Genomic DNA, 23,299 nt, shown 5'->3' on the forward strand with positions numbered 1-23,299 from the left:
TCACCAGACCGGCTGCAGGCGCGACGTCGCCGGGATGGCGTTCGACTTGGTCGGGATCGCATACATCCGGACGAAGTTGACGGCAGCAGCCGCCGACCAGAAGCCCTTGGCGATCTTGCCCGAAAGGCCACCCTTCGCGTCAGCCGCCATGACCTTGCGGTTGATCCGCTCCATGCGACGGAAGCCTTCATGCAGGGCCGGATTGTCGAGATCGAGCACGAGCGGAAAGCACTGGCGCGAGATTTCGCTCGTCAGCCGGAAGACCTTCATGTCGTAATCGTCGATATCGACGCCGAGCCCCTTGTGGAAGGCGGGCCGCATATGGTCGCGCACATACATGGTGGCAAAGACCGCAAGCAGGAAGAACTTGATCCAGTACTTGTTCATGCCCTCCATCAGCCGCTTGTCGGAGCGGATGATCAGCGAGAAAGCCTCGCCGTGGGAGAACTCGTCGTTGCACCATTCACGGAACCACTTGAAGATGGGATGGAACCGCTTGTCCGGATGTTTTTCCAAATGGCGGAAGATCGTGATGTAGCGGGCATAGCCGATCTTCTCGGACAGATAGGTCGCGTAGTAGATGAACTTTGGCTTGAAGAAGGTGTATTTCTTCGCCTTGGCCAGAAAGCCCATGTTCACGCCGATACCGAATTCCTTCAGCGCATCATTGATGAAGCCGGCATGACGGGACTCGTCACGGCTCATGTAGCCGAAGAGCTCGCAGATTTCCTGGTTCTTTCCGCGTCGCTTCATCTCCTTGTAGAGGACGCAGCCGGAAAACTCCGAGGTGAGCGACGAGACGAGGAAGTCGATGAACTCCTCGCGCAGATCGTCCGGCAGGGCGTCGATGTCGATATCGTCCCACTGCTCGTTGCGCTTGAAGTGTCCGCGGTTCGGATCGCTCTTCATCTGCGCGATAAGCACGTCCCATTCGGCACGCACCGGCTCGACATTGATCTTGTCCATCTCTTCGAAATCGGTGGTGTAGAAGCGCGGTGTCAGCATCGTCGAGACGAGCGCGCTGCGGGTCGTGTCGCTGACACCGGCCATGCGTTCCTCGACGGTCGGTTCGTGATCGGCAAGATCAACAGGCGAAACATGATTGTTCATGACAGTGCCCTCTCCGTGAAGCTGAATTCGCACAATTCCATCATGTCGAGATCGCCGGTGGCGCGGGTCCAGGCCCGCTCCAGGAAACCCGCCCGGGTGATGGTGGCCTTCCGGCGAAAATTCTGGCAGGAGCCATAGGGGATCTGGACCGGTGCGCCATGCACCAAGACCTCGTCACCCGGATGCACCACCACCCCGTTGTCGAACCTCAGATGCGCACCGAGCGCCTCGAAGGTGTTGTTGATCTCGACGGTACAATCGACCGTCTCCTTCCGTCGCATCAAGGCAAAGACCGGGTTCATTGGTTTTCTCCTCCCTGTGAGCCCAGAAGGGCTTCGAATGCGGCCACGTTGTCCGGGCCGAATGCATCGAGATAGATCCGCTCGCCTGTGCCCGTATCGGACAGGCTCAGTCCACCGGCATCCCATTTGATCAGTCGGTAAGGCGTATCGAACGGTACCTTCGAGACCTGGCGCATGCGCTCGAACGCGCGCAACGAGCCCGGCACAAAGCCACCGGCCTGTGGTGCATAGCTTGCGATCTCCTGATCCGTCGCAGCGTCTCTCACGACGACGAAGTCTGAAGTGGTGCGGGTGATGATGAGATCGCGGATGGCGATCGGTGCGGCCTGCTGCTGCTTGACGAGCCCGATCCCTGTCGTTGTTCCGAAAAGGATTGCGCCTGCCGTGAAAGCCAGCAGACCGACAAGACCAAGAAACACGCCGCGAGGCACACGATTGGGCGTCTTGCCCTTGCGGTCTGCCCAGTAACCGAGATGCGAGGCCGATCCCATCACACGGCTCCTATTCGGCGGCAACGACGGAAGGCGGCATGGCGCTTCCGGCAGTCTCTTGGATGATGATCCGCGGCTGTTCGGCCCGCGCGCCACGATACTGGCCGATCGCGGCCGACAGCACATTTGCCACCTTGTCCGCGTCGGGCAGGCAGATCAGGCTCGGCTCCGGCCTCGAGAAACGGAAGCCCCGCACATGCGGCCACTGGATGAGCCAGGACAGGCGCTGCTCTGGCACAAGGGCAATGGCGATCATGCCCGCCTTTTCGCCAAGCCGTGCGAGAGCCACACCATCGACCTGCCGATACGGCAGGTTCAGCGTCATCGAAATGGCCACACCGAAGCGAATGACGACGCGCTCCGTGGTGATCGTGTAGAGGGTCGTCTTTTCAACGGCCCAGGCGAAGAGTTCGATCATGCCGATCAGCACCCCGGCCAGGGCGGTCAGAACGGCAACCGAAAAGACGATGCCGCCAACAGGTTGAGCATCGTTCAAGCCGGCAAGCACGGCCCAGCTGGCGAGGATCAGGAAATAGCCGACGATCCAGCGAACTTTCAAAAGGTGCCGGGCGACAAGGGCGGACGATGGCCGCCCCTGCCAGAGGATGACTTCACCTGCCGGAGGCACGCCTGGAAGGCCCGGCAGCGGCTCGATCTCATGTTCTCGAGTGACGAACTTTTTCACAGCAGTGGCTCCTGACGAAAGCGATCCGCATAGAGGAGACCGGCACCGAAATAGGCGGCGATCTTGTCCTCCTCGAGCAGGGTCACGAGTTCGGGGCGGGCGGTGGCCGGCACATCGACGAATTGCGCGGCTGTTACCGCATGCACATAGAGATACCGGACATTGCCACGACCGGTCTGGAAGACGACGAAGTTGTTCGGCAAAAGCACGGTGCGTCCGCCATCGGCGAGTTCCACCTCATAGTAGCGAATCAGATGCTCGGCCCGGTCGACCCAGATATCCTTGACGGTGCCGGCAATCTGCTTGTCGCAACCGAGGACGGCGAGACCTCGCGGATCGGCAGCGCCTTCGGCAAGCCCGAAGCCTTCGGCGACACGGAGTGGCACGATGCGGGCATCGCCATGAGCCGTCACGTCAGGCCTGTCGGAACGTTCGGCCCAGGAGCCGGGGCCGATGCCCGCGAGCAGCGGATTACCAACCGGCTCGCTCGGATAGCCCGGCGCTGGCGCGATGCGGCGGCTCGAGAACGTCCGCTCGTCACGCTTGAAGTCAGGCGCATGTCGGACGCCCTGGCCATGCGGCAGGATGAAGGTCTTCTTCGGCGGCACGAACAGCCAGGGGCTCTTGTTGTAGCGGCCCGTCACATCTTCTTCGAGCGGATAGCCCTCACGACGATCTTCCTGGCGCAGATACCAGATCAGCCCCGCGAAGAAGAGCCAGAACGCATAGAGCACCACTTGTGCGACATCGATATTCCCAACCAGCGACCCGGTCATATCCAGACCCTCCCGTGTAAAGCGCATCTGCCGGCGGTCAGCCGGGCAGCTCCGCCAATCCAAAACGCATGTCTTGCAGATAGTCCCTCTGATAGCGCCGGCCGGTCAGCGGACCGAGAACCGCCAGGCACAGGAAGAGGAGAATGATTTCAAAGCTATAGACGACCAGATAGCCAGCAGCCGGCGTCATCATGACGTCACCCAGCGAGCCATTGAGCGCCAGTGCATTGATCGTGTTCTTGATCACGCCGCCGGCCAGCATGGCCGCACCGATGGCGGTCGCCTGCACGGCACCCCAGGCGCCCACGACGAGACCACTGTCCGAGCGCTCGGCGATACCCATGGCGGCGAGCATCGTGCCGACGGCAAACAGTCCGCCGCCGAGACCGATGCCAAATGCACCAAGATGGAAGAGCGGGTTGACGCCAAGCGGCGAGGCGAAGATGACGGCCGAGAAGGCACCGAGACCGATCAGCAAGCCCCGCGCCGCGACACGGTACATCTGGGCGCCATTCTGCAGGCTGCGGGCCGCCCAGGCAAAGCCGACCATGGTGCCGAGGGCCCAGATTCCCGTCAGCCTTGTCGTCTCACCGACGGATAGACCCAGGATCTCCCCGCCATAGGGCTCAAGCAGGATGTCCTGCATCGAGAAGGCTGCAGATCCGATGGCGACGGCCAGAAGAAGCCGCATCACGCCGGGCGCGCTGCGATAGTCGTCGAGCGCATCGAAAAAGCTTGCGAGATCGCGATCGACGGCCGTGCGGCGCACATCGCGCGCTTCCTGCTTCCAGATGGCGATGACATTGATGATGATGGTGAGCAGCGCCGTGCCCTGGATCACCTGGATCAAGAGCTTCGGCGAGAAGTCGACCAGGAAAAAGCTGTAGAAGCTCGATGCCCCGATCATGCCAATGAGCAGCATGAAGTAGAGAAGTGCGACGACGCGCGGGCGCTTCTCCTCCGGTACGAGGTCGCTGGCAAGCGCCAGACCGGCCGTCTGCGACATATGCATGCCGAAACCGGTGAGAATGAAGGCGAGGCTCGCACCTGCAGCACCGGCCCATTCGGGGCCAAGCGTCTGCGACTGGAGCAGAAGCAGCGCGAACGGCATGATCGCGAGCCCGCCGAATTGCAGCAGGCTGCCGAGCCAGACATACGGCACCCGCCGCCAGCCGAGCACGGACTTGTAGGTGTCCGAGCGGAAACCGAAGAGGAGCCTGAGTGGAGCGGCAAGAACCGGAATGGCGACCACCGCCGAGACGAGCGCAACGGAAACGCCGAGTTCGACAATCAGCACGCGGTTCAGTGTCCCGGTCAAAAGGACGAGCACGCAACCGGCAGAGATCTGGAAGAGCGACAGGCGCAACAACCTCGACAACGGCATCTCCGCCGACGCCGCATCCGCAAACGGCATGAAGCGCGTTCCGAGCTTCTGCCAGAACGAGATCATTTTGCGGTTGGCGGCAGCGATCGTCATGACCGGATCACCTCCATGGCCTGCGAGGTGTAGAAGCCGACGGCAACCTTGTGGCTGCGACCAGCCTGCCAATGGGCAAACTCCGGATGGTTGACCATCTGCGCGACAAGCCGCACCGGATCGACCGGGTAGATCGCCGGCGCACGATTGCCACGAGGGAAAACCTTGCCGGCAGCGAGCATCGCCCGCAGCAGGCGGGATCCAGGCGCCAGGGTGAAGATCATCTGGCGCGAGGTGCGCCCGGCCAAAGTGTGAAGCACCCGAACGGCGTCCGCAGGGCGGTAATGGATCAGCACATCCATCGCGACCACGGCATCGAAACGGCCATGACGCGGGTCGAGCATGTCGCCGCTGTGGAAGGTGACCGAGCCCTTGAAGCGTCCCTGCGATGCTTCGATTTCATGCGCCCGCTGGCGGGCGTGGGCGATCATCTGCGCCGAGAGATCGATGCCGACGACTTCTGCACCACGTGCGATCAGTTCGAACGAGAGAACGCCGGAGCCACAGCCTGCATCGAGGATGCGCCAGCCGGTGAGGTCCTGCGGCAGCCACGAAGCAAGCGTGCCACGCATCTCTTCGCGCCCCTTGCGGACCGTCGCGCGAATGCCGCTCACCGGCTGGTCGCCGGTCAGCCGCTTCCAGGCATCGAGCGCGGTGCGGTCGAAGTAGTGTTCGATCTCGCCGGTGCGTCTGATGTAATCGGCCTGGCTCATGGCAACCTCACTCGAAGCCGAGAAATTCGAAAATTTCCCGGTCCTTCATCGGTTCGGCTTCAAGTGCTGGCGTGCCCGCCCAAAGGCGCTCGGCCAATTGCATGTATTCCTTCTGGATGCCCAGGATCTCCGGGCTGTCGCCCATCTCGAAAAGCGTGCTCTTCTTCAGCCGGCTCAGCCGCACATGGTCACTGTCAGGCACATGCGCGAGGCGCTTGAGGCCTATCGCATCATTGTAACGGTCGATCTGGTCTGTCTCGCGCGACCGGTTGGCGATCACGCCACCGAGGCGCACATCGTAGTTCTTCGACTTCGCCTTGATGGCAGCAACGATCCGGTTCATCGCGAAGATGGAATCGAAGTCGTTGGCGGCAACGATGACCGCGCGTTCGGCATGTTGCAGCGGCGAGGCAAAACCACCACAAACAACATCGCCGAGAACGTCGAAAATCACGACATCGGTGTCGTCGAGCAAGTGATGCTCCTTGAGCAACTTGACCGTCTGTCCGACGACATAACCGCCGCAGCCGGTGCCGGCCGGCGGGCCACCCGCCTCGATGCACTGAACGCCGTTATAGCCCTCGACCATATAGTCTTCCGGACGGAGTTCTTCCGAATGGAAATCGACCTTTTCGAGAACGTCGATGACGGTCGGGATCAGGCTCTTGGTCAGCGTGAAGGTGGAATCATGCTTCGGATCACAGCCGATCTGTAGCACGCGCTTGCCGAGCATGGAGAAGGCAACCGAGAGGTTCGACGACGTCGTCGATTTGCCGATCCCGCCCTTGCCGTAGACCGCGAAGACCTTGGCGCCATCGATTTCCATCGTCGGGTCGAGATGGACCTGCACGCTGCCTTCGCCATCGGCGCGCTCCCGGAGCTTCTCGGCGATGCGGGCCTCGCGTTCGGCGATCTTGCCATGGGTGTAGATGTTCATTGGGCAGCCTCCCTGACCAGCCCCTCGAGACGGTCTTCCAATTCTTCACCGGCCTGTTTCAGGGCGGCGAGCGTTTCTGCATCCGGCTGCCAATAGTTGCGCTCATGCGCCTCGATCAGCCGGTTGGCGACACGGGCGGCAGACGCCGGATTGAGTGTGGCCAGCCGTTCGCGCATGTCAGCGTCGAGCACGAAGGTCTCGGTAATCTGCTGGTAGACCCAGGGGTCGACATCGCCTGTGGTCGCCGACCAGCCGAAGGTGTTGGTGACCTGCGTCTCGATATTGCGCACGCCCTCATAGCCATGCTTCAGCATGCCTTCGAACCACTTCGGGTTCAGCGTGCGTGTGCGTGTCTCCAAAGCCACCTGCTCGCCGAGGGTACGCACGCGTCCCTCGCCTTGTGTCTGGTCGGAGATGAAGACCGGCAGCGTCGCACCGCCTTTGGCTTTCGAGACCGCCTTGGTCAGGCCGCCCAGCGTATCGAAATAGTTCTCGATCGTGGTCACCCCGATCTCGACCGAGTCGAGATTCTGGTAAGCCATGTCGACCTGCCCGATCATCGCATCGAAGACCTCGGCCTGCGCGCTGGTCTTGCCGCAACGGTTGATCGCGAAGCTCTTGCGATTGCTGTAAGTCTGGGCGATCTCATCATCGTCGCTCCAAGAGGAGGATGCGACCAGCATGTTGACGTTCGATCCATAGGCGCCATCGGCATTCGAAAAGACACGGTACGCCGCAGCCTCGATGTCGCAGCCATGGCTTTCGCAATAGGCGAGCGCATGTTTGCGGATGAAGTTCATCTCGACCGGTTCGTCTGCGACAGCTGCGAGATAGCTCGCCTCGGCCAGCATGCTCGCCTGGATCGGCAGGAGATCCCGGAAGATGCCAGACAGCGTCATGACCGCATCGATGCGTGGGCGTTGCAGTTCTTCGAGTGGCACCAGAACAGCGCCGCAGACGCGATTGTAGGCGTCGAGTTTCGGGCGCGCACCCATGAGTGCCATGGCCTGCGCCAGCGGCGCACCGCCAGTCTTCAGGTTGTCGGTGCCCCAGAGAACCACGGCAACCGTTTCCGGCAGGCGTCCATCGGCGGCGAAATAGCGTTCGAGCACCTTCGCGGCCTGACGTTCGCCATCCTGGATGGCAAAGGCGCTCGGAATGCCGAAGGGGTCGAAGCCGTGGATATTGCGGCCGGTCGGCAGGAGTTCAGGCGTGCGCAGCAGGTCACCAGAGGGCGACGGTAGCACATACCGACCGTCCAGAGCCCGGACGAGGCCGTCGATCTCTCCATTGTGAGAGAGTTCGCGGTTCATCGTGACGAGCTTGTCGATGCACTCCTTGAGCTCACCGACTGCGTTTTTCGTCATCCGCGCAGTCGTCGCGGCGTCACCCTTGGCGATCGCGGCGATCAACTCAGTCTGAAGGTGCGGACGCACGGCAGGTGGCATGTTGGCGGCGACATGGTCGAGCATTTCCAGACGCTCGCCTTCCTCCATGGCGCGACCGGCAATGTGCAGACCGTGCGGAATGAGCGCGTATTCGACTTCAGCCACCTCGGCCACGAGCGCCTGGATCATGTCGGCTTCCGCAAGCCCGAGGCTATCTTTGCCCAAATCCAGTTGTTCGGCCTGGACCTGAATGAGTTGGAACAGCCTTTCCCGCTCGACACGCACTTCGGGGGCTGCACTGCGATAGCGGTCCAGGCTGCCTTTTAGCTCGCTCAAGCCCTTGTAGAGCCCGGAATGCGTGATCGGCGGCGTCAGATAAGAGATCAGCGTCGCGGCAGAACGACGTTTTGCGATCGTGCCTTCCGACGGGTTGTTGGCGGCATAGAGATAGAAGTTGGGAAGCGCGCCCAGGAGGCGATCCGGCCAGCAATCTGCAGACAGGCCGACCTGTTTGCCGGGCATAAATTCGAGCGCGCCATGGGTGCCGAAATGCAAGACGGCATCGGCGCGGTAGGTTTCGCGCAGATAGCGGTAGAAGGCAGCAAAGGCATGGTTCGGGGCGAAACCGCCTTCGAACAACAGGCGCATCGGGTCGCCCTCGTAACCGAAGGGCGGCTGGATCGCGATCAAGAGGTTTCCATACTGGCGGCCGAGCACGAAGATGCCGCGGCCATTGCTCAAAACGCGTCCCGGTGCCGGTCCCCATTTGGCTTCGAGGTCGGCGAGGTGTTTCTCATGGCGCACATGCTGGTCGACAGGGATGACCGTGTGGACATTCGCCTCGACGCCATAAAGTGCTGCATTGCCTTCAAGAATGCCGTCCTTCAGCGCTTCGGCATCGGCGGGCAAGTCGACATCGTACCCTTCCGACTTCAGCCGGCGCATGGTCTCGAACAGGCTCTCGAAGACGGAGAGATAGGCGGCGGTGCCAATGCTGCCGCTGTTCGGCGGATAGTTGAACATCGCAATGGCGATACGGCGCTCGGCACGTTCCTTGCGCCGCAGGTCGACCATGGCAGCGAGGCGATCGGCGAGCAGCACGACGCGTTCGTCATCCGGCTGCATGCAGGCCCTGCCGGACGGGCAGGAGGCAAGCTCTCTCGAGCAGATGCAGGCTCTCGCCCCGCCGCCCGCGTCAGAACGACCGCCGAAGACCATGGAGCCGATCGAGCCGTCGAGTTCAGGGATCGCCACCATCAGTGTAGTTTCGATCGGGGTCAGCCCCTGTGTCGACGAGAACCAGACTTCCTTGCTCTGAAACTCGGTCGCCATCGCGGAGAAATAGGGAACATCGAGCGCCGCAAGTGTCTCGGCAGCGGCAGCGGCATCGCTATAGGCCGGTCCGCCGACCAGCGAGAAGCCGGTCAGCGAGCAGAGGGCATCGATGCGGACGCCTCCCGTTCCAGGCGTCATGAACCGCTCGATTGCGCCGCGCATGTCCAGACCGCTCGAGAATACCGGCACGACATTGAAGCCGCGCGTTTCCAACTCGCGGATGACACGATCATAGTGGCCGGTATCGCCAGACAGGATGTAGGTTCTCAGAAGCAGAAGCCCGATCGTCCCACGCGCACCCGCCTTGTGCGGCAGGCTGGAAAGCTGCGTCGTGACCCTTGGCTTCAGGCCCGGATGATAGAGACCCATATCGGGATATTCGACCGGATCTCCGACCGTGATGCGGCCCTGGAGGCCCTTGCGCTCGCCCTTGGCATATTTGCCGACCAGCAGGCGAACCATGTTGGCGATGTTCTCATCCGAAGCCGCGATGCGGTATTGCAGCGTCAGGAAATAATTGCGCACGTCCTGCGCGGTACCCGGAATGAAGCGCAGCAATTGCGGCAGGCGGCGCAGCATGGCGAGCTGGCGTTCGCCTGCGGTGCGGCCGCTGTCCTTGCCACCACGCGAGCTTTTTCCACGAAGCTTCTTCAGGAGCGCGAGCGGACCCTTCTGCTCCTCGCTCATCTTGAAGCGACCCATGGTCGTGTATTTCATGATCGTGCCGGCCGACATGCAGCAGGCCATGGCGTCGCATTCGAGGTGGCGTGCTTCCAGAACGTCTGCGATGGCGCGCACATGCTCTTCGACGAAGATCATCGAGACGATGATGATGTCGCCACCAAGGATCGCCGCGCGGCAGGCTTCAAGGCTCGCCGGATTGTCGTTCCAGTCAGTTGCGGCATGCACGGAGAGTGTGAGCCCCGGCAGGTCTTGTGCGAGGCTGCGCCGTGCATCATCGACAGCTGCGACAATATGATTGTCGAGTGTCACGAACACCACCCGGACCGGGGTCGCGTCAGCGGGCGAAATGGGCTTTCGCGTCATACAACGTCTCCACGGTAATGGGGCGGATACCCTTACGGGCGGCGAAGAGTTCGGTGTTGCGGCGGGCCTTGCCACGCACGAAGAAGGGGATCTTCTTCAGCTCGCGCTCGGCATCTGGCGTCCAGGCCGCGTCGTCAGCGGGTACCTCGGCGAGCACGAGCGTCTCATCGTCGGAGACCACTTCGGTCGCAGCGGCTGCGGCTGCCGGGGCGTGGGCATGCAGATGCGATGCCTGCGCCTGATCGTTGAACTCGAAGTCATCCCGGAACATCTGCAGAAGGTGCTCTTCAAGCCCCATCATCAGCGGATGAACCCAGCTGTCGAAGATGACATTCGCGCCTTCGAAGCCCATTTGCGGCGAGTAACGGGCCGGAAAATCCTGGACATGCACGGGGGACGAGATGACGGCGCAGGGAACGCGCAGCCGCTTGGCGATGTGGCGCTCCATCTGCGTGCCGAGAACAAGCTCCGGACGAGCGTCGATGATCGCCTGTTCGACATCGAGATGGTCGTCGGAGATCAAGGCCTCAACGCCGAATTCTTCGGCCGCCTCGCGGACCTCTCGGGCGAACTCGCGCATATAGGTGCCGATGCCGCAGACCTTGAAACCGAGTTCTCGGGCAGCGATGCGTGCAGCGGCAATGGCGTGTGTTGCATCACCAAACACGAAGACACGCTTGTTGGTGAGGTAGTTGCTGTCGACCGAGCGGGCGTACCAGGTTGCCCGGTCCTCGGCCTCGCCGACAGGTTCATCGTTCAAAAGGCCTGCTAGCGCCCGGACTTCCGCAAGGAAGGTGCGTGTCGCGCCGACGCCGATCGGCACGGTCGAGACGAAGGGCATCCCGAAGGTCTTCTTCAGATAGCGCGCCGCACTCTCGCCGATCTCCGGATAGAGCACGATGTTAAAGGCGGCGTCCGGCAGGCGGGCGAGATCGGCTACGGTTGCACCGAGGGGTGCCACGACACGCACGTCGATACCGTTCGCGGCGAGCAGCCGGCAGATTTCGGTGACGTCGTCAGGATTGCGGAAACCGAGGGCGGAGGGCCCAAGGATATTGCAGCTGTTCGGAGCAATCTCAGTGGGACGCTCGCGACCGCCGGCAAAGCTGCGCACAAGCCGATAAAAAGTCTCCGCCGCACCCCAGTTCTCTTTCTTCTGATAGGAAGGAAGCTCCAGCGGCACGACCGGGATACCGACATCGAGCGTCTTGGCAAGCCCCGCCGGATCGTCCTGCAGAAGTTCGGCCGTGCAGGAGGCGCCGACCAGAAGCGCATCCGGCTGGAATCGTTCGACCGCATCGCGGCAGGCGGTCTTGAACACATCGGCCGTGGAGCCTGCGAGATCACGCGCCTGGAAGGTGGTGTAGGTGACGGGCGGACGCGAGGGGCGACGCTCGATCATGGTGAACAACAGATCGGCATAGGTATCGCCCTGCGGCGCATGCAGCACGTAGTGCACGCCCTTCATCGAGGCGGCGATGCGCATGGCACCGACATGCGGCGGTCCTTCATAGGTCCACATGGTGAGTTTCATGATGCGGCCCTCCGGTTGCCGGAGCGGTCGCCCGCGATCATGGCCTTGCGTGTCAGCGGGCGGGCGAAGAGCTCGGCGAGGTCGCCTGCCTGTTCGTAGCCCTGGATCGGTGTGAAGGCGAATTCGATCGACCACTTGGTGACGATACCTTGCGCCTCGAAGGGATTGGCAAGCCCCATTCCGCAAACGACCAGGTCTGGCGAGGCTGCGCGGCAGCGGTCGATCTGGATCTCGACGTCCTGACCTTCGGAGATGGAGACGCCCGGCGGCAGCATGGCGAGTTCGCCAGCCACATGCTCGCGATGCAGATAAGGACTGCCGACTTCGATGATCGTGGCGTCGAGCTCGCGGCTGAGATAGCGGGCGAGAGACGGCTCCATCTGGCTGTCGGGGAAGAGGAAGATGCGTCTGCCCTGGAGGGCACTGCGGTAATGCGCGGTTGCTTCGAGCGCGCGGCGGCGCGGAGCTTCGGTGACAGCGGCAAAACGGGCCGGCGACACGCCAAACGTATCGGCAATCGCCTTCAGCCACGCCGTCGTACCCTCTTCGCCGAGCGGGAAGATTGCATTGATGCGCGATGCGCCGAGGCTTTCGAGTGCGGCGGCTGTGGCACCAAGATAGGGCTGTGCGAGGATGAAGCGCGTCTGGGGGCCGATCTGTGGCAGACGTTCGCTGCTGCGGCCGGGCAGAAAGACGACGTCTTCGAGACCAAGATCATCGAGCAGCCGGGCAAACTGGTCTTCCACCACATCGGCAACCGAGCCGGCGACAACCAGCTTGGCGACCTTGTCGCCTGCGCCATGCACGGCCTGGTCGCGCACCAAAGCCGCAAGGAAATTGTCTTCACCCTGTGTGAAGGTCGTCTCAATACCGCTGCCGGAATAGCAAAGGACCCGCGGCTTTGAGCCGAAACGCTTGTCGAGCCGTTCGGCGGCGCGGTTGAGGTCGAACTTGATGACCTCGGACGGACAGGAGCCGACCAGTACCAGCATGCGGATATCGGGGCGACGCTCGAGAAGACGGGCAACTTCGCGGTCGAGCTCGTCATGCATGTCGACCATGCCGGCCAGATCGCGCTCTTCCATGATCGCCGTCGCAAAGCGCGGCTCGGAAAAGATCATCACGCCGGCGGCGGACTGGATGAGATGGGCGCAAGTGCGCGATCCGACCACCAGGAAAAAGGCATCCTGCACCTTGCGATGCAGCCAGATGATGGACGTCAGCCCGCAGAAGACCTCATGCTGGCCGCGTTGGCGAATGGTGGCGGAAGGTGTGGCGCAAGAGACGAGCGGCTGGTTCATGACGTGCTCCCCGTGAGAGAGGAGCCGTTGCCGAGCGCCGCAGACGATCTCAGCTTTTCGGCATGATCAAGCCTGGCAAGACGCAGCTTCCAGAGAAACTGCCCGGCATTGATGACGTAGGTGACATAAGCGGCAAGCGCGAGCGCCATCAATGCGCCCGAGGTCAGCGAGCCGGCAAACAAAGCGACGAGATAGGCCGTGTGCAGCGCCAGGACCAACATCGAGAAGACGTCTTCCCAGAAGAACGGGCGAGCGAACAGATAGCGGCCGAACACGACCTTTTCCCAGATCGAGCCGGTGATCATGATTGCATAGAGCGTCAACGTCTTCACGACGATGGACATCTGGGCGGCGAACAGACCTTCACCCGTCACCAGAAAGCGAAAGATCAGACCGAGGCTGACGAGGAAAACGAGAAACTGCACGGGAGCCAAGATACCCTGCACCAAGGTCCACACGCTTTCGTCGCGCCTACGGCGCTCGTCCGGTGTGTAAAGGGCTCGGCTTGATGCCGATGGTTTGGGTATGCGCATGGCGGTCATCCCTTCTCCCATCCCCTCCCAAGGGAAATCGGGATTGACTGAAGACTACGCCCGCCACGATGAAAGTGTCAACTTAGATTGACGTATATTTTGATTTACAGAAATGAAAACTGGGTACATGTTACTCGTGCTCGTCTGACGGGATGCCTGCCGTCCACGCCTGACGCCGCATTGAAACGGTTTCGCGGGCGGGGGCACGGCGCGGGATGATGGACGGATCACTTCAGGGAATGAATGAGAGGCAAGATGGCACGGCTCCGTCGCATTGCGAGGGCCTGCAGCCGCTCACAAGGGTTGCCGCGGAAGGCAAGAGAGCATACCTAACCCAATGCGACGGGGACAAACTCCGCCGCCTGATTGAGGGAACGGTGGCTTCGATGACCGCCGAAAAGCTGTCGACGCGTTACGACCGAGGTCTGGAGCACGATCGCCTCTATGAGAGGGCGCTCGCTGAGTTTCGCATGCTCGTTCTTCACCCACGCACGCGCCTGGCGTCCCTGCGCGCGTTTCTCGACCATGAACTTCCGCGCGGCCGGCCTTACTATGTCAAGGTTCTGTTCCTGGAAACCGTCGCGCGCCTGCTCGGCCGGGAATGGGTTTCGGATGATTGTGACTTCATCGACGTCACGATCGCAACTTCGCGTCTGCAGGCCCTGGCGATCTCCCTGTCGCTCGACCTGCGGGAAGCCGACCGCACTCGCAATGCGCCCACAGCCCTGGTTCTGACGCCGTCTGGCGAGCAGCACACGCTCATGCCGCACCTGATCGGAGTGCTCTTCGACAGCCTCGGCTGGACAAGCGAGGTGTTAGAGCCTTCAGCCCTCAAGACCTCGACCTTCGCACGTGCCGTCGAAGAGGCGGATGTCGCCTGCATCGGCTGGAGCAACATCCGGCTTGCTACAGAATTCAAGACCCTGATTCAGGATGTGCGCAAGCTTCGCCCCGGGCCGCGCCTACCCCTCATAGTCGGCGGCGCAGCAGCGCTGGATTCCGTTGATTTTCTTGTAGGTTTGGGGATTGACTGCATCTGTGACAGCGTTTACTCCGCCGTGAAGATCTGCGAAAGTTACTATGAATTGGAAAGAATCAGCCAGCAGGCTAGCGCCGCTGGCCGAACGGCAGTGGTTACACCCAGCGGAATCGATTGGCTCACTCCATGAAGCCACTGAACGGTCATAGCGGTACAGATGGCTTCGCGGTTGCAGACAGCCTGTTGAAGACGCTCGATCCGGATTCGATAGGCTCGCTGGTGAGCCTCGGCGCAGACGTCGTTCTGCTCGTCGACCAATCCTCGATCATCTCGCAAGTCTATTTCACAAACAAAGATCTTGCAGACTATGGCTTGTCAAAGACGGTTGGCAAGCGGCTGCAGGACTGCGTGACGATCGAGTCGGTACCGAAGATCGACTCCATGCTGTCGGCAGAGACCAGCCACCGCCCCCTGCGCGGCTACCAGGTCAACCACAAGTGCAGCGGCAAGCCCGATCTTCCGGTCGTCTACTCCGCGTACACCGCCCGAGACTTTCCCTATACTATCGTGGTTGGCCGCGAGCTGCGTCAGCAGATGCTCGACCAGCAGCGCCTCGTGCAGACCCAGATGGAACTGGAGGCCGACTACCGCGAACTGAAGGAAGCCGAGACCCGCTATCGGACGGCTTTCAAGGTCGCAACCGTCGCCTATATCATGCTCGACGGCGAGCGGCGTACGATTCTGGATGCCAATCCGGCTGCCAGCACGCTTCTTTCCTCGACCGGCGCCCCCCTGTCCGGCAAGTCCATCCGCGACCTCTTCGCAAAGGAAGACCGGGATCGGGTTGGAGACGCGATCAGCGAGGCACGCCACAGTCCCAATCCGGTCAGTCTGGATGGCGTAAGCGTCGCCAAGGGCGAGCCCGTTTCGCTCACAATCCGCTCCTATCGGGAAAACGGCATCACCAATGTTCTTCTGGCGATCTGGCCAGCCGATCAGGACAAGGAAAGCAAGCGCCAGCGTACAGAGCGACCGGTCGGCGGCACGGGGGTCGAGATTGCGGATCTGCCTGAGGCCGTCTTGCTGACGGATGCCGAAGGTGTCGTCCTCGCGGCCAATACCCTGTTTTTGGACCTCATTCATGCGCCGTCTCTGACCCAGGTTCTGGGTCGCAACATCGGCTCCTGGTTCACGAGTGCCGCCATCGATATACGCGTGCTCTACACGCGCCTTCTGGACGAGCCCTCCATTCGCGGCTTCACCTCGACCCTGACCGATAACCTTTCCGGCGAGAGCGCCGTCAGCATCTCGGCCCGGCTCAATGCCAGCAGCAACACGATCCAGTTGATCGTGATCCCGCAGCAGACGGGCAATGAGCGCCTGACCATTCCGTCTCCGGGCATGTCCGACCAGGCCGAGGGATTTTCCGCACTCGTGGGTAAGGTTCCGCTCAAGGATCTGATCCGGGAATCCCTCGACGTCATCGAAAAGATCTGCATCGAGGCGGCACTCGACCAAACCAGCAACAACCGCGCCTACGCAGCGGAGATCCTCGGCCTTTCGCGCCAGAGCCTCTATATCAAGCTCCGGCGCCACGGCCTTGAGGACTACCGTCCCGGCTCTGATCGTCAAGCCTGACAGACGATCAAAACCGTCAATTTCAGTTGACACATTCCGGGGTGCGGACTAGCCTCCTCCCATGGCTCAGATCCCTTCCCATGTCCCGGCAGCCTCCTACCCGTCGCCCAAGGCGGTGGTGCAGTTGTTGAAGCCGATTACATGGTTTCCGCCGATGTGGGCCTTTGCCTGCGGGGCGATTGCTTCGGGTGCCGGCATAGGCGACCGGTGGTTTCCGATCGCGCTCGGCATGCTCCTTGCCGGACCGCTGCTGTGTGGCATGAGCCAGGCGGTCAACGATTGGTTCGATCGCCATGTCGATGCGATTAACGAGCCGCATAGGGTCATTCCATCGGGCCGAATGCCCGGCCAATGGGGACTGGCCATCGCCATAGCCATGTCCGTTCTGTCCATGGCCGTTGCAGCATTTCTTGGGCCACTCGTCTTTGCCGCTGCCCTGGTTGGCCTCGCGCTCGCTTGGGGATACAGCGCCCCGCCCTTCCGCTTCAAGCAGAATGGCTGGATTGGCAACGGTGTGGTCGGCCTGAGCTACGAGACCCTACCCTGGATCACGGCCGCGACGGCGGCGCTCGGCCATGCGCCGTCCACGCGCACCCTGCTGATTGCACTTCTCTACGGCGTCGGCGCTCACGGCATCCTGACGCTGAATGATTTCAAATCGATCAAGGGCGACCAGCAGATGGGCGTCGACACGCTGCCGGTTCTGCACGGCGCGCAAAACGCCGCCCGGATTGCCTGCCTCGTCATGGCGATCCCGCAGGCCTGCGTCATTCTTCTGCTCGCACAAGCAGGTCTTCAGACAGGGGCAATGCTCGTCGGCGTCGTGCTTGCACTGCAGCTCCTCTGCATGATCCGTTTCCTGGGCGACCCAGAAGGCAAGGCCATCTGGTATTCGGCGGTGGGTGTGGGTCTCTATGTCACCGGAATGATGGCGGCAGCCGTGGCGCTCGGCTCACTGACGTCCCCCGCGCCATCCTTCGGATAGAAAGGGCGATGATGCGTCAGCTCGCCACCAAGCCCCGATCCAGCCGTCCCGCAGACAAAGGCCTAGGCTGGTTCGCGATCATCCGGCTGGGCCTTGTCCAGGCAGCACTCGGCGCAATCGTGGTGCTGACGACCTCAACCTTGAACCGGGTGATGATTGTTGAACTGGGTCTCGCCGCCGTCATCCCTGGCCTTCTGGTCGGCCTGCACTACGGTGTCCAGATCACGCGCCCGATCTGGGGCCACAAGTCGGATACCGGCCGATCGCGAACACACTGGATCCTCGGCGGCCTTGCCCTCCTCGCCGTTTCTGGAACGGGCGCGGCTGCAACAACACTTCTCTTCGAGCAGTCGGTTCTCGCCGGCATCATGGCAGCGATCGCTGCCTACATACTGATAGGCATCGGCATTGGCGCCTCTGGAACATCTCTGCTTGCGCTGATCGCGATGAAGACCGCAGTCGAGAAACGCGCAGCAGCCGCGACGATCACCTGGATGCTGATGATCACGGGCATCATCGTGACATCCATCGTCGTTGGCGCGCAGCTTGATCCCTATTCCCACGAGCGTCTCATAGCCGTCACGGCAGCGACCGGCGTGGTTGCCTTTCTGATCGGCATCATCGGTGTGATGGGCATGGAATCCCGGCCAACGGTGGATGCATCGGAAGCGCGGCCGGCCGCGGCGAGTCTTCGCGAGAGCCTCCGAGACGTGCTCGACGATCGGGAGTCGCGGCTCTTCACACTTTTCATCTTCGTCTCCATGCTGGCCTTCGCCACGCAGGACCTCATCCTCGAGCCCTATGCCGGCCTTCTCTTCGGCATGACGCCGGGCGAAACGACAGCCCTCTCAGGCATCCAGCATGGCGGCGTGCTGCTTGGCATGATGACGGTCGGGCTGTCGGGCGCGCTTCTCGGAAAACGCCATCCCGGTCTGCCGAGACATTTCATCACCTGGGGCTGCTTCGGCTCGGCCGTGGCTTTGGGCGCCCTTGCACTGTCCACGCAAGCCGCGCCCATCTGGCCGCTGAAGTTCAACATCTTTCTGCTCGGCGCAGCCAACGGCGCCTTCGCGGTGGCGGCCGTCGGCACGATGATGATCCTTGCGGGACAGGGCCGGACATCCAACTACGGAATGCGGATGGGCGTCTGGGGAGCCGCACAGGCCATCGCCTTTGGACTCGGCGGCGTCCTGGGAACGGTGGCGCTCGATCTTGGTCGCTGGCTGACGGCAAGTGATGCTCATGCTTTCGCCGCAGTTTTCTCGATCGAGGCGGGCCTTTTCCTCGTGTCTGCCCTCGTCGCGACGCGGATCGGACGTCAAGCGATGCGATCGCCACCCCCGATCCAAAACGCTGCAATCATGCCTGGAGAATGAACCCTGAGGCCGGATGCCCGGCAGGGAGACGCGCATGTCGAAGATCTATGACGTTGTCGTTGTCGGTGGAGGCCCTTGTGGCGCCATGGCGGCCGAGCGGCTGGCCGAAAAGGGGCATAGCGTGCTCCTCATCGACCCGGATAACCGCATAAAGCCCTGCGGCGGGGCAATCCCGTCGAGAGCGCTGGCCGATTTCGCCATTCCCGAGACCCAGCTGGTGGCGCGCGCCAATGCCGCGCGGATCATCGCACCATCGGGTCGGACCGTGGACATGACGATCGGCGACATCGGTTATGTCGGCATGGTGGATCGCGCCGCCTTCGACCCTTACCTTCGTCAGCGCGCAGCCGACGCCGGGGCGGAGAGACTTTGCGGCAAGCTCGACGAGATGACGGAAGGAGATGGCGACCTGCTCGAACTGACCGTGGAATCGACGATCAAGGATGCCGGTCCGGAACCGATCCAGATCCGGGCCCGACGCGTCATCGGTGCAGACGGCGCCAACTCGGCCGTGCGGCGCCTGATGTTCCCGGCCTCCCGCAAGCCGCCCTATGTCTTTGCCTATCACGAGATCGTCGAAAGCCCGCCCAACGCCGATGAGGCCGTCTTCAAGGCCGACCGCTGTGACGTCGTCTATGATGGCCGGATCTCGCCGGATTTCTACGGCTGGGTTTTCCCCCATGGCGGACAGACCAGCATCGGCACCGGCACCGCAGTCAAGGGACACAACATCCGGGGAGCAACCCGGGCCTTGAAGCTTGCCGCTGGCCTCGGCGACTGTCGGGTCATACGAAGAGAAGGGGCGCCGCTGCCGTTGAAACCGATGAAGCGCTGGGACAACGGTCGCAACGTTCTGCTGGCTGGCGATGCCGCAGGCACCGTCGCGCCGTCATCGGGCGAAGGCATCTATTACGCCATGCTTTGCGGGAGGCTATCGGCAGACGCCGTACACCAGTCACTGCTGACCGACAGCGGACGGGCCTTGGCAGATGCGCGTCGGACCTTCATGCGCGCCCATGGCCGGGTCTTTCTGATTCTCGGTATCATGCAGATGATCTGGTATCGCAACGACAGGCTGCGCGAGAAGTTCGTGGCCATGTGCGCCGACCCCGACGTGCAGCGACTGACCTGGGAATCCTATCTCAACAAGAAACTGGTGCGCCGTGATCCCCTCGCCCATGTGCGGGTCTTCTTCAAAGATCTCGCCAAGCTGTTCGGCATCCCTGCGGGGCAAAGATGACGGCACCGCTGGTCTTTCTCTTCACGTCGGGCTGGATCAGTGCAGTGGCGATCGCGATATTGTGGACAATCACTCTGGTTGTCGCCGGGCGCTCACCAGAGCCACGAGTGGCTATCGCCAATCTCGCGCCCAATGCCATCTCTGGCAGCGCGCTTCTCGCCGCTTTCGGCCTTGCCATGCGCCAGACACAGGTCGTGTGGCTGGCACTGCTGTTGGCGGTCTCGCTGGTCGCTTTCCTGATCGATCTGCGGATCAGGCTCGCGGATCAGGCCTCCGGATTGAGGCGTCGGACGGATTGATTGAGTGCGGCAGCAGCCGTCACCCAGACAAGATAGGGAACGAACAAGGCGGAGGCAAGCGGCGCCACGGGCCAGGCAAACAGGATGAACAGCGCAATCGAAAGCCAGAGAACTGAAACATCCGCGAGCGCGAGATCCATGCGCCGCATGCCGAAGAAGAAATACGACCAGAGCGCGTTGGCCACGATTTGTACTGACCACAGGGCCATGGGCAGCGACCAGCCGGCAACATCCCAAATCAGCCAGCCTGCATAGCCGATCAGCACGTAAAGGATCGTCCAGACCACGGGAAAGGCCCAATTGGGCGGAGTCCAGCTCGGTTTGCGCAGATTCTCGTACCACTCACCGGGCTTGAAGACCGCGCCGCTTGAGGCGGCTGCGAGAACGATGACGAGAAAGACGACTGCGGCCATGATCCGGCTCCGGGTTGGTTTGCGTATATTGAAGCATATGGCCTGCATTCTGGTTCCAAACTGGGCTTCAGAATGAGAAGCGAACCACCCGGCGAGTGAACCGGACTGGTCAATTTTATGCCAGCATGATTTCTTACTTCATCCGCGATGCCATGGGAGGATACACATGTCGAGGATAATTGCAGCCGCTTGCACCGCCGCAGCCCTTTTGCTGTCTCAGAATGCTTTCGCGCAAGAAGGAGACGCGGCAGCTGGCGAAGCCGTATTCAAGAAATGCACGGCCTGTCACAACGTCGCCGACGCCAAGCACAAGGTCGGCCCTTCCCTTCAGGGTGTCGTCGGCCGTCAACCCGGTGTGGCTGAAGGCTTCAGATACTCCAAGGCAATGACGGATTTTGGCGCCGACAAGGTATGGGACGACGAACAGTTGGCTGCCTACCTCGAGAACCCCCGTGGCGTGGTCAAGGGTACGCGCATGGCCTTCGCCGGTTTGAAGGATCCGAAGGAAATCGCCGACGTCATCGCGTATATGAAAACCTTCCCGGCCCCCTGATCGTTGGGGGTTCGTTCCGCCGGGATGCCAATTCCGGCGGAATTCCGCTCAGGAGTGTAAAAAAAAGTTTACATATCGCTCGTCTTCTCCGAATATGCAGATATTGCACCATTCTCATGCAACCGCTCAGCGGATGCGCCAAATCGGCGCTCGCAGCGACAGCGGAACGAGGAGGATAGGGCTCTTTCGTGGGAGGAGAGCGCAGTGGGTTTTTCTTTTGCGAATGATGTCGCCACCCCTTTGCTCGACCAGGTGTTCGTCCCTGACGACCTGAAAAGCATGGACCATGCAACGCTCTGTCGTCTCGCGCAGGAACTGCGCGGCGAGACCCTCAGGGTCGTGTCCGAGACCGGCGGTCACCTCGGCTCCAGTCTCGGCGTCATAGAGCTGACGGTCGCCATTCACGCCTCCTTCTCGGCGCCGCGCGACACCATCATCTGGGATGTGAGCCACCAGTGTTATCCCCACAAGATCCTGACCGGACGGCGGAACCGCATGCGCAGCCTGCGCAAGAAGGACGGTCTGTCAGGCTTCACCCGCCGCGGTGAAAGCCCTTTCGACCCCTTTGGCGCCGCTCACTCCTCCACGTCGATTTCGGCAGGCCTCGGCTTTGCCACTGCCCGGGACTTGAAGGGGGAAGACGGACACGTCGTGTGCATCATTGGCGACGGCGCGATGTCCGCCGGCATGGCCTTCGAGGCGATGAACAATGCCGGGGCATCAGGCCGCCCGCTGATCGTCATTCTCAACGACAACGATATGTCGATTTCTGCCTCGACTGGAGCGCTCAACCGCCACCTGTCGGACGTCCGCCGGAAAGCTGGTTCGAATGTCGGCAACGTATTCGAGAATTTCGGCTTCGATTATCGCGGCCCAGTCGATGGCCATGATCTCGACGTGCTAATTCCACTTCTGGCAGAGCTTAGGGACGAGAAGGATGGCCCGATCCTCTTGCATGTGGTCACGCGCAAGGGCGCCGGATACGCACCGGCCGAAGCAGCCGAGGACAAGTATCATGGCGTCACCCCGTTCGATGTGACCACGGGCAAGCAGAACAAGGCAGAAGCAAAGGCGCCGAGCTATACGCGGGTCTTCGCCGACGCCCTGATTGCGGAAGCGGAAACGGATGACCGCATTGTCGCGATCACCGCCGCTATGGCGGCCGGCACCGGTGTCGACCGCTTCGGTGCCGCCTTTCCCGATCGCACCTTCGATGTCGGCATTGCCGAGCAGCATGCGGTCACCTTCGCGGCCGGTCTCGCGGCCGCCGGAATGAAACCCTTCTGCGCGATCTATTCGACCTTCCTGCAGCGCGCCTATGATCAGATCGTCCATGACGTGGCCCTGCAGCAGTTGCCTGTCCGTTTCGCGATCGACAGAGCCGGGCTCGTGGGGGCTGACGGCCCGACCCATGCCGGCGCCTTCGATATCCTCTACCTGGCAAATTTGCCGGGCTTTACCGTGATGGCCGCAAGCGATGAGGCTGAACTCGTCCACATGGTTGCAACGGCGGCAGCCCATGATCACGGCCCGATTGCATTTCGCTACCCGCGTGGCGAGGGCACGGGCGCGCCACTTCCGATCCGTGGCGAAATTCTGCCGATCGGCCGCGGTCGCATCATCGAGCAGGGAGGCCAGATCGCGCTTCTGTCATTCGGCACCCGGCTTGCCGACTGTCTCAAGGCCCGCCGCCTTCTGGCACTCGAAGGAATTTCCGTGACGGTCGCCGACGCGCGTTTTGCCAAGCCGCTCGATACCGCGCTTCTGGCTGAACTCGTCGACAACCATTCGATGCTGGTGACGGTCGAGGAAGGCGTGACCGGCGGGTTCGGCGCCCTCGTCCTTCACCACCTCGCCAATCGTGGCATGCTCGACGGACGTTGTGCCGTCCGCACCTTGACCCTACCGGACACGTTCATTGCCCAGGCAAGCCCCGAGGACATGTACGAGGAAGCCAAGCTGACGGCCCGCCACATTGCAGCTGCAGCGCGCAACGGTCTTACGGTGGCAAGGCCTAATGCCGATATTCGCAGGTCCGCAAGGGCCGGACAGCAGGAACTGCCGACGCGCCTTCACCGCGCGGAGGACCGCTGAGCTAAACCAAAAGACGACATCAGGCGTATTCGACTACGAGAGGTTTGGCGTAGGCGCAAGAATGCACTAATATCCCATCGGGATGAGCGGATC

General features: G+C 61.9%; 21 protein-coding genes. 8 read left to right on the top strand and 13 right to left on the bottom strand.

Going from position 1 to position 23,299, the window contains the following annotated elements:
* The 12 genes from acsF to bchF are packed head-to-tail and all read right to left on the bottom strand — an operon-like array spanning position 1 to position 13,638.
* On the bottom strand, positions 1-1,050 hold the full coding sequence (acsF, locus tag ACQKP1_RS17585; protein WP_153763626.1) for a magnesium-protoporphyrin IX monomethyl ester (oxidative) cyclase: 1,050 nt from the start codon (positions 1,048-1,050) through the stop codon (positions 1-3).
* A gap of 56 nt (positions 1,051-1,106) precedes the next feature.
* Entirely contained in the window at positions 1,107-1,412 is a 306-nt protein-coding gene (locus ACQKP1_RS17590) for a hypothetical protein (protein WP_203017949.1), read from the bottom strand.
* On the bottom strand, positions 1,409-1,903 hold the full coding sequence (gene puhC, locus ACQKP1_RS17595) for a photosynthetic complex assembly protein PuhC (protein ID WP_203017950.1): 495 nt from the start codon (positions 1,901-1,903) through the stop codon (positions 1,409-1,411). Before puhC ends, ACQKP1_RS17590 begins: the two co-directional genes overlap by 4 nt.
* Positions 1,904-1,913: 10 nt before the next feature.
* Positions 1,914-2,588 carry a photosynthetic complex putative assembly protein PuhB gene (puhB, locus tag ACQKP1_RS17600; protein ID WP_427276240.1) on the bottom strand — a complete coding sequence of 225 codons (675 nt, stop codon included), beginning with the start codon at positions 2,586-2,588 and terminating at the stop codon, positions 1,914-1,916.
* Positions 2,585-3,364, bottom strand: a complete 780-nt coding sequence (puhA, locus tag ACQKP1_RS17605) for a photosynthetic reaction center subunit H (RefSeq protein WP_203017958.1) — start codon at positions 3,362-3,364, stop codon at positions 2,585-2,587. The genes puhB and puhA overlap by 4 nt, the downstream gene beginning before the upstream one ends.
* A gap of 37 nt (positions 3,365-3,401) precedes the next feature.
* Positions 3,402-4,841 (bottom strand): MFS transporter, encoded by a 1,440-nt coding sequence (locus ACQKP1_RS17610; RefSeq protein ID WP_427276241.1) that lies wholly within the window; start codon positions 4,839-4,841, stop codon positions 3,402-3,404.
* Positions 4,838-5,554, bottom strand: coding sequence for a magnesium protoporphyrin IX methyltransferase (gene bchM, locus ACQKP1_RS17615; protein ID WP_203017960.1), 717 nt, complete (start codon positions 5,552-5,554; stop codon positions 4,838-4,840). Before bchM ends, ACQKP1_RS17610 begins: the two co-directional genes overlap by 4 nt.
* A 7-nt stretch (positions 5,555-5,561) precedes the next feature.
* Positions 5,562-6,491 carry a ferredoxin:protochlorophyllide reductase (ATP-dependent) iron-sulfur ATP-binding protein gene (bchL, locus tag ACQKP1_RS17620; RefSeq protein ID WP_246754016.1) on the bottom strand — a complete coding sequence of 310 codons (930 nt, stop codon included), beginning with the start codon at positions 6,489-6,491 and terminating at the stop codon, positions 5,562-5,564.
* Positions 6,488-10,261, bottom strand: coding sequence for a magnesium chelatase subunit H (locus tag ACQKP1_RS17625; RefSeq protein ID WP_427276242.1), 3,774 nt, complete (start codon positions 10,259-10,261; stop codon positions 6,488-6,490). The genes bchL and ACQKP1_RS17625 overlap by 4 nt, the downstream gene beginning before the upstream one ends.
* Entirely contained in the window at positions 10,233-11,795 is a 1,563-nt protein-coding gene (gene bchB / locus ACQKP1_RS17630) for a ferredoxin:protochlorophyllide reductase (ATP-dependent) subunit B (RefSeq protein ID WP_427276243.1), read from the bottom strand. The genes ACQKP1_RS17625 and bchB overlap by 29 nt, the downstream gene beginning before the upstream one ends.
* A complete protein-coding gene (locus ACQKP1_RS17635) occupies positions 11,792-13,096 on the bottom strand; it encodes a ferredoxin:protochlorophyllide reductase (ATP-dependent) subunit N (protein WP_427276244.1) in 1,305 nt (434 codons plus the stop codon). The genes bchB and ACQKP1_RS17635 overlap by 4 nt, the downstream gene beginning before the upstream one ends.
* On the bottom strand, positions 13,093-13,638 hold the full coding sequence (bchF, locus tag ACQKP1_RS17640; protein ID WP_203017966.1) for a 2-vinyl bacteriochlorophyllide hydratase: 546 nt from the start codon (positions 13,636-13,638) through the stop codon (positions 13,093-13,095). Before bchF ends, ACQKP1_RS17635 begins: the two co-directional genes overlap by 4 nt.
* 377 nt (positions 13,639-14,015) lie before the next feature.
* Here bchF and ACQKP1_RS17645 point away from each other — a divergent pair, with 377 nt between their 5' ends.
* The 6 genes from ACQKP1_RS17645 to ACQKP1_RS17670 all read left to right on the top strand — a co-directional run bounded on the left by ACQKP1_RS17645 (position 14,016) and on the right by ACQKP1_RS17670 (position 20,146).
* A complete protein-coding gene (locus tag ACQKP1_RS17645) occupies positions 14,016-14,798 on the top strand; it encodes a cobalamin B12-binding domain-containing protein (RefSeq protein WP_203017968.1) in 783 nt (260 codons plus the stop codon).
* The gene (ppsR, locus tag ACQKP1_RS17650; RefSeq protein ID WP_427276245.1) at positions 14,795-16,246 is read left to right on the top strand and encodes a transcriptional regulator PpsR; all 1,452 of its coding nucleotides are present in this window, start codon (positions 14,795-14,797) and stop codon (positions 16,244-16,246) included. Before ACQKP1_RS17645 ends, ppsR begins: the two co-directional genes overlap by 4 nt.
* 61 nt (positions 16,247-16,307) lie before the next feature.
* Positions 16,308-17,231, top strand: a complete 924-nt coding sequence (gene chlG / locus ACQKP1_RS17655; RefSeq protein WP_427276246.1) for a chlorophyll synthase ChlG — start codon at positions 16,308-16,310, stop codon at positions 17,229-17,231.
* Between the two features lie 8 nt (positions 17,232-17,239).
* On the top strand, positions 17,240-18,607 hold the full coding sequence (locus ACQKP1_RS17660) for a BCD family MFS transporter (protein WP_427276247.1): 1,368 nt from the start codon (positions 17,240-17,242) through the stop codon (positions 18,605-18,607).
* Positions 18,608-18,641: 34 nt separating this feature from the next.
* Positions 18,642-19,847 carry a geranylgeranyl diphosphate reductase gene (locus ACQKP1_RS17665; RefSeq protein ID WP_427276248.1) on the top strand — a complete coding sequence of 402 codons (1,206 nt, stop codon included), beginning with the start codon at positions 18,642-18,644 and terminating at the stop codon, positions 19,845-19,847.
* Positions 19,844-20,146: a hypothetical protein gene (locus tag ACQKP1_RS17670; protein WP_427276249.1), complete on the top strand. Its 303-nt coding sequence runs from the start codon at positions 19,844-19,846 to the stop codon at positions 20,144-20,146. The genes ACQKP1_RS17665 and ACQKP1_RS17670 overlap by 4 nt, the downstream gene beginning before the upstream one ends.
* Here the strand turns inward: ACQKP1_RS17670 and ACQKP1_RS17675 are convergent.
* Positions 20,113-20,559: a TspO/MBR family protein gene (locus tag ACQKP1_RS17675; protein WP_006724850.1), complete on the bottom strand. Its 447-nt coding sequence runs from the start codon at positions 20,557-20,559 to the stop codon at positions 20,113-20,115. The two genes, ACQKP1_RS17670 and ACQKP1_RS17675, sit on opposite strands and share 34 nt — an antisense overlap.
* 166 nt (positions 20,560-20,725) lie before the next feature.
* On the opposite strand from ACQKP1_RS17675, the gene ACQKP1_RS17680 reads away from it, so the two are divergent.
* On the top strand, positions 20,726-21,112 hold the full coding sequence (locus ACQKP1_RS17680) for a c-type cytochrome (RefSeq protein WP_427276250.1): 387 nt from the start codon (positions 20,726-20,728) through the stop codon (positions 21,110-21,112).
* 279 nt (positions 21,113-21,391) lie between these two features.
* Positions 21,392-23,206, top strand: a complete 1,815-nt coding sequence (locus ACQKP1_RS17685) for a 1-deoxy-D-xylulose-5-phosphate synthase (RefSeq protein WP_427276478.1) — start codon at positions 21,392-21,394, stop codon at positions 23,204-23,206.
* Positions 23,207-23,299 lie beyond the last annotated feature (93 nt).

Origin of the sequence: Allorhizobium sp. NPDC080224 (assembly GCF_050281005.1) — a bacterium.
Taxonomy (GTDB): domain Bacteria; phylum Pseudomonadota; class Alphaproteobacteria; order Rhizobiales; family Rhizobiaceae; genus Allorhizobium.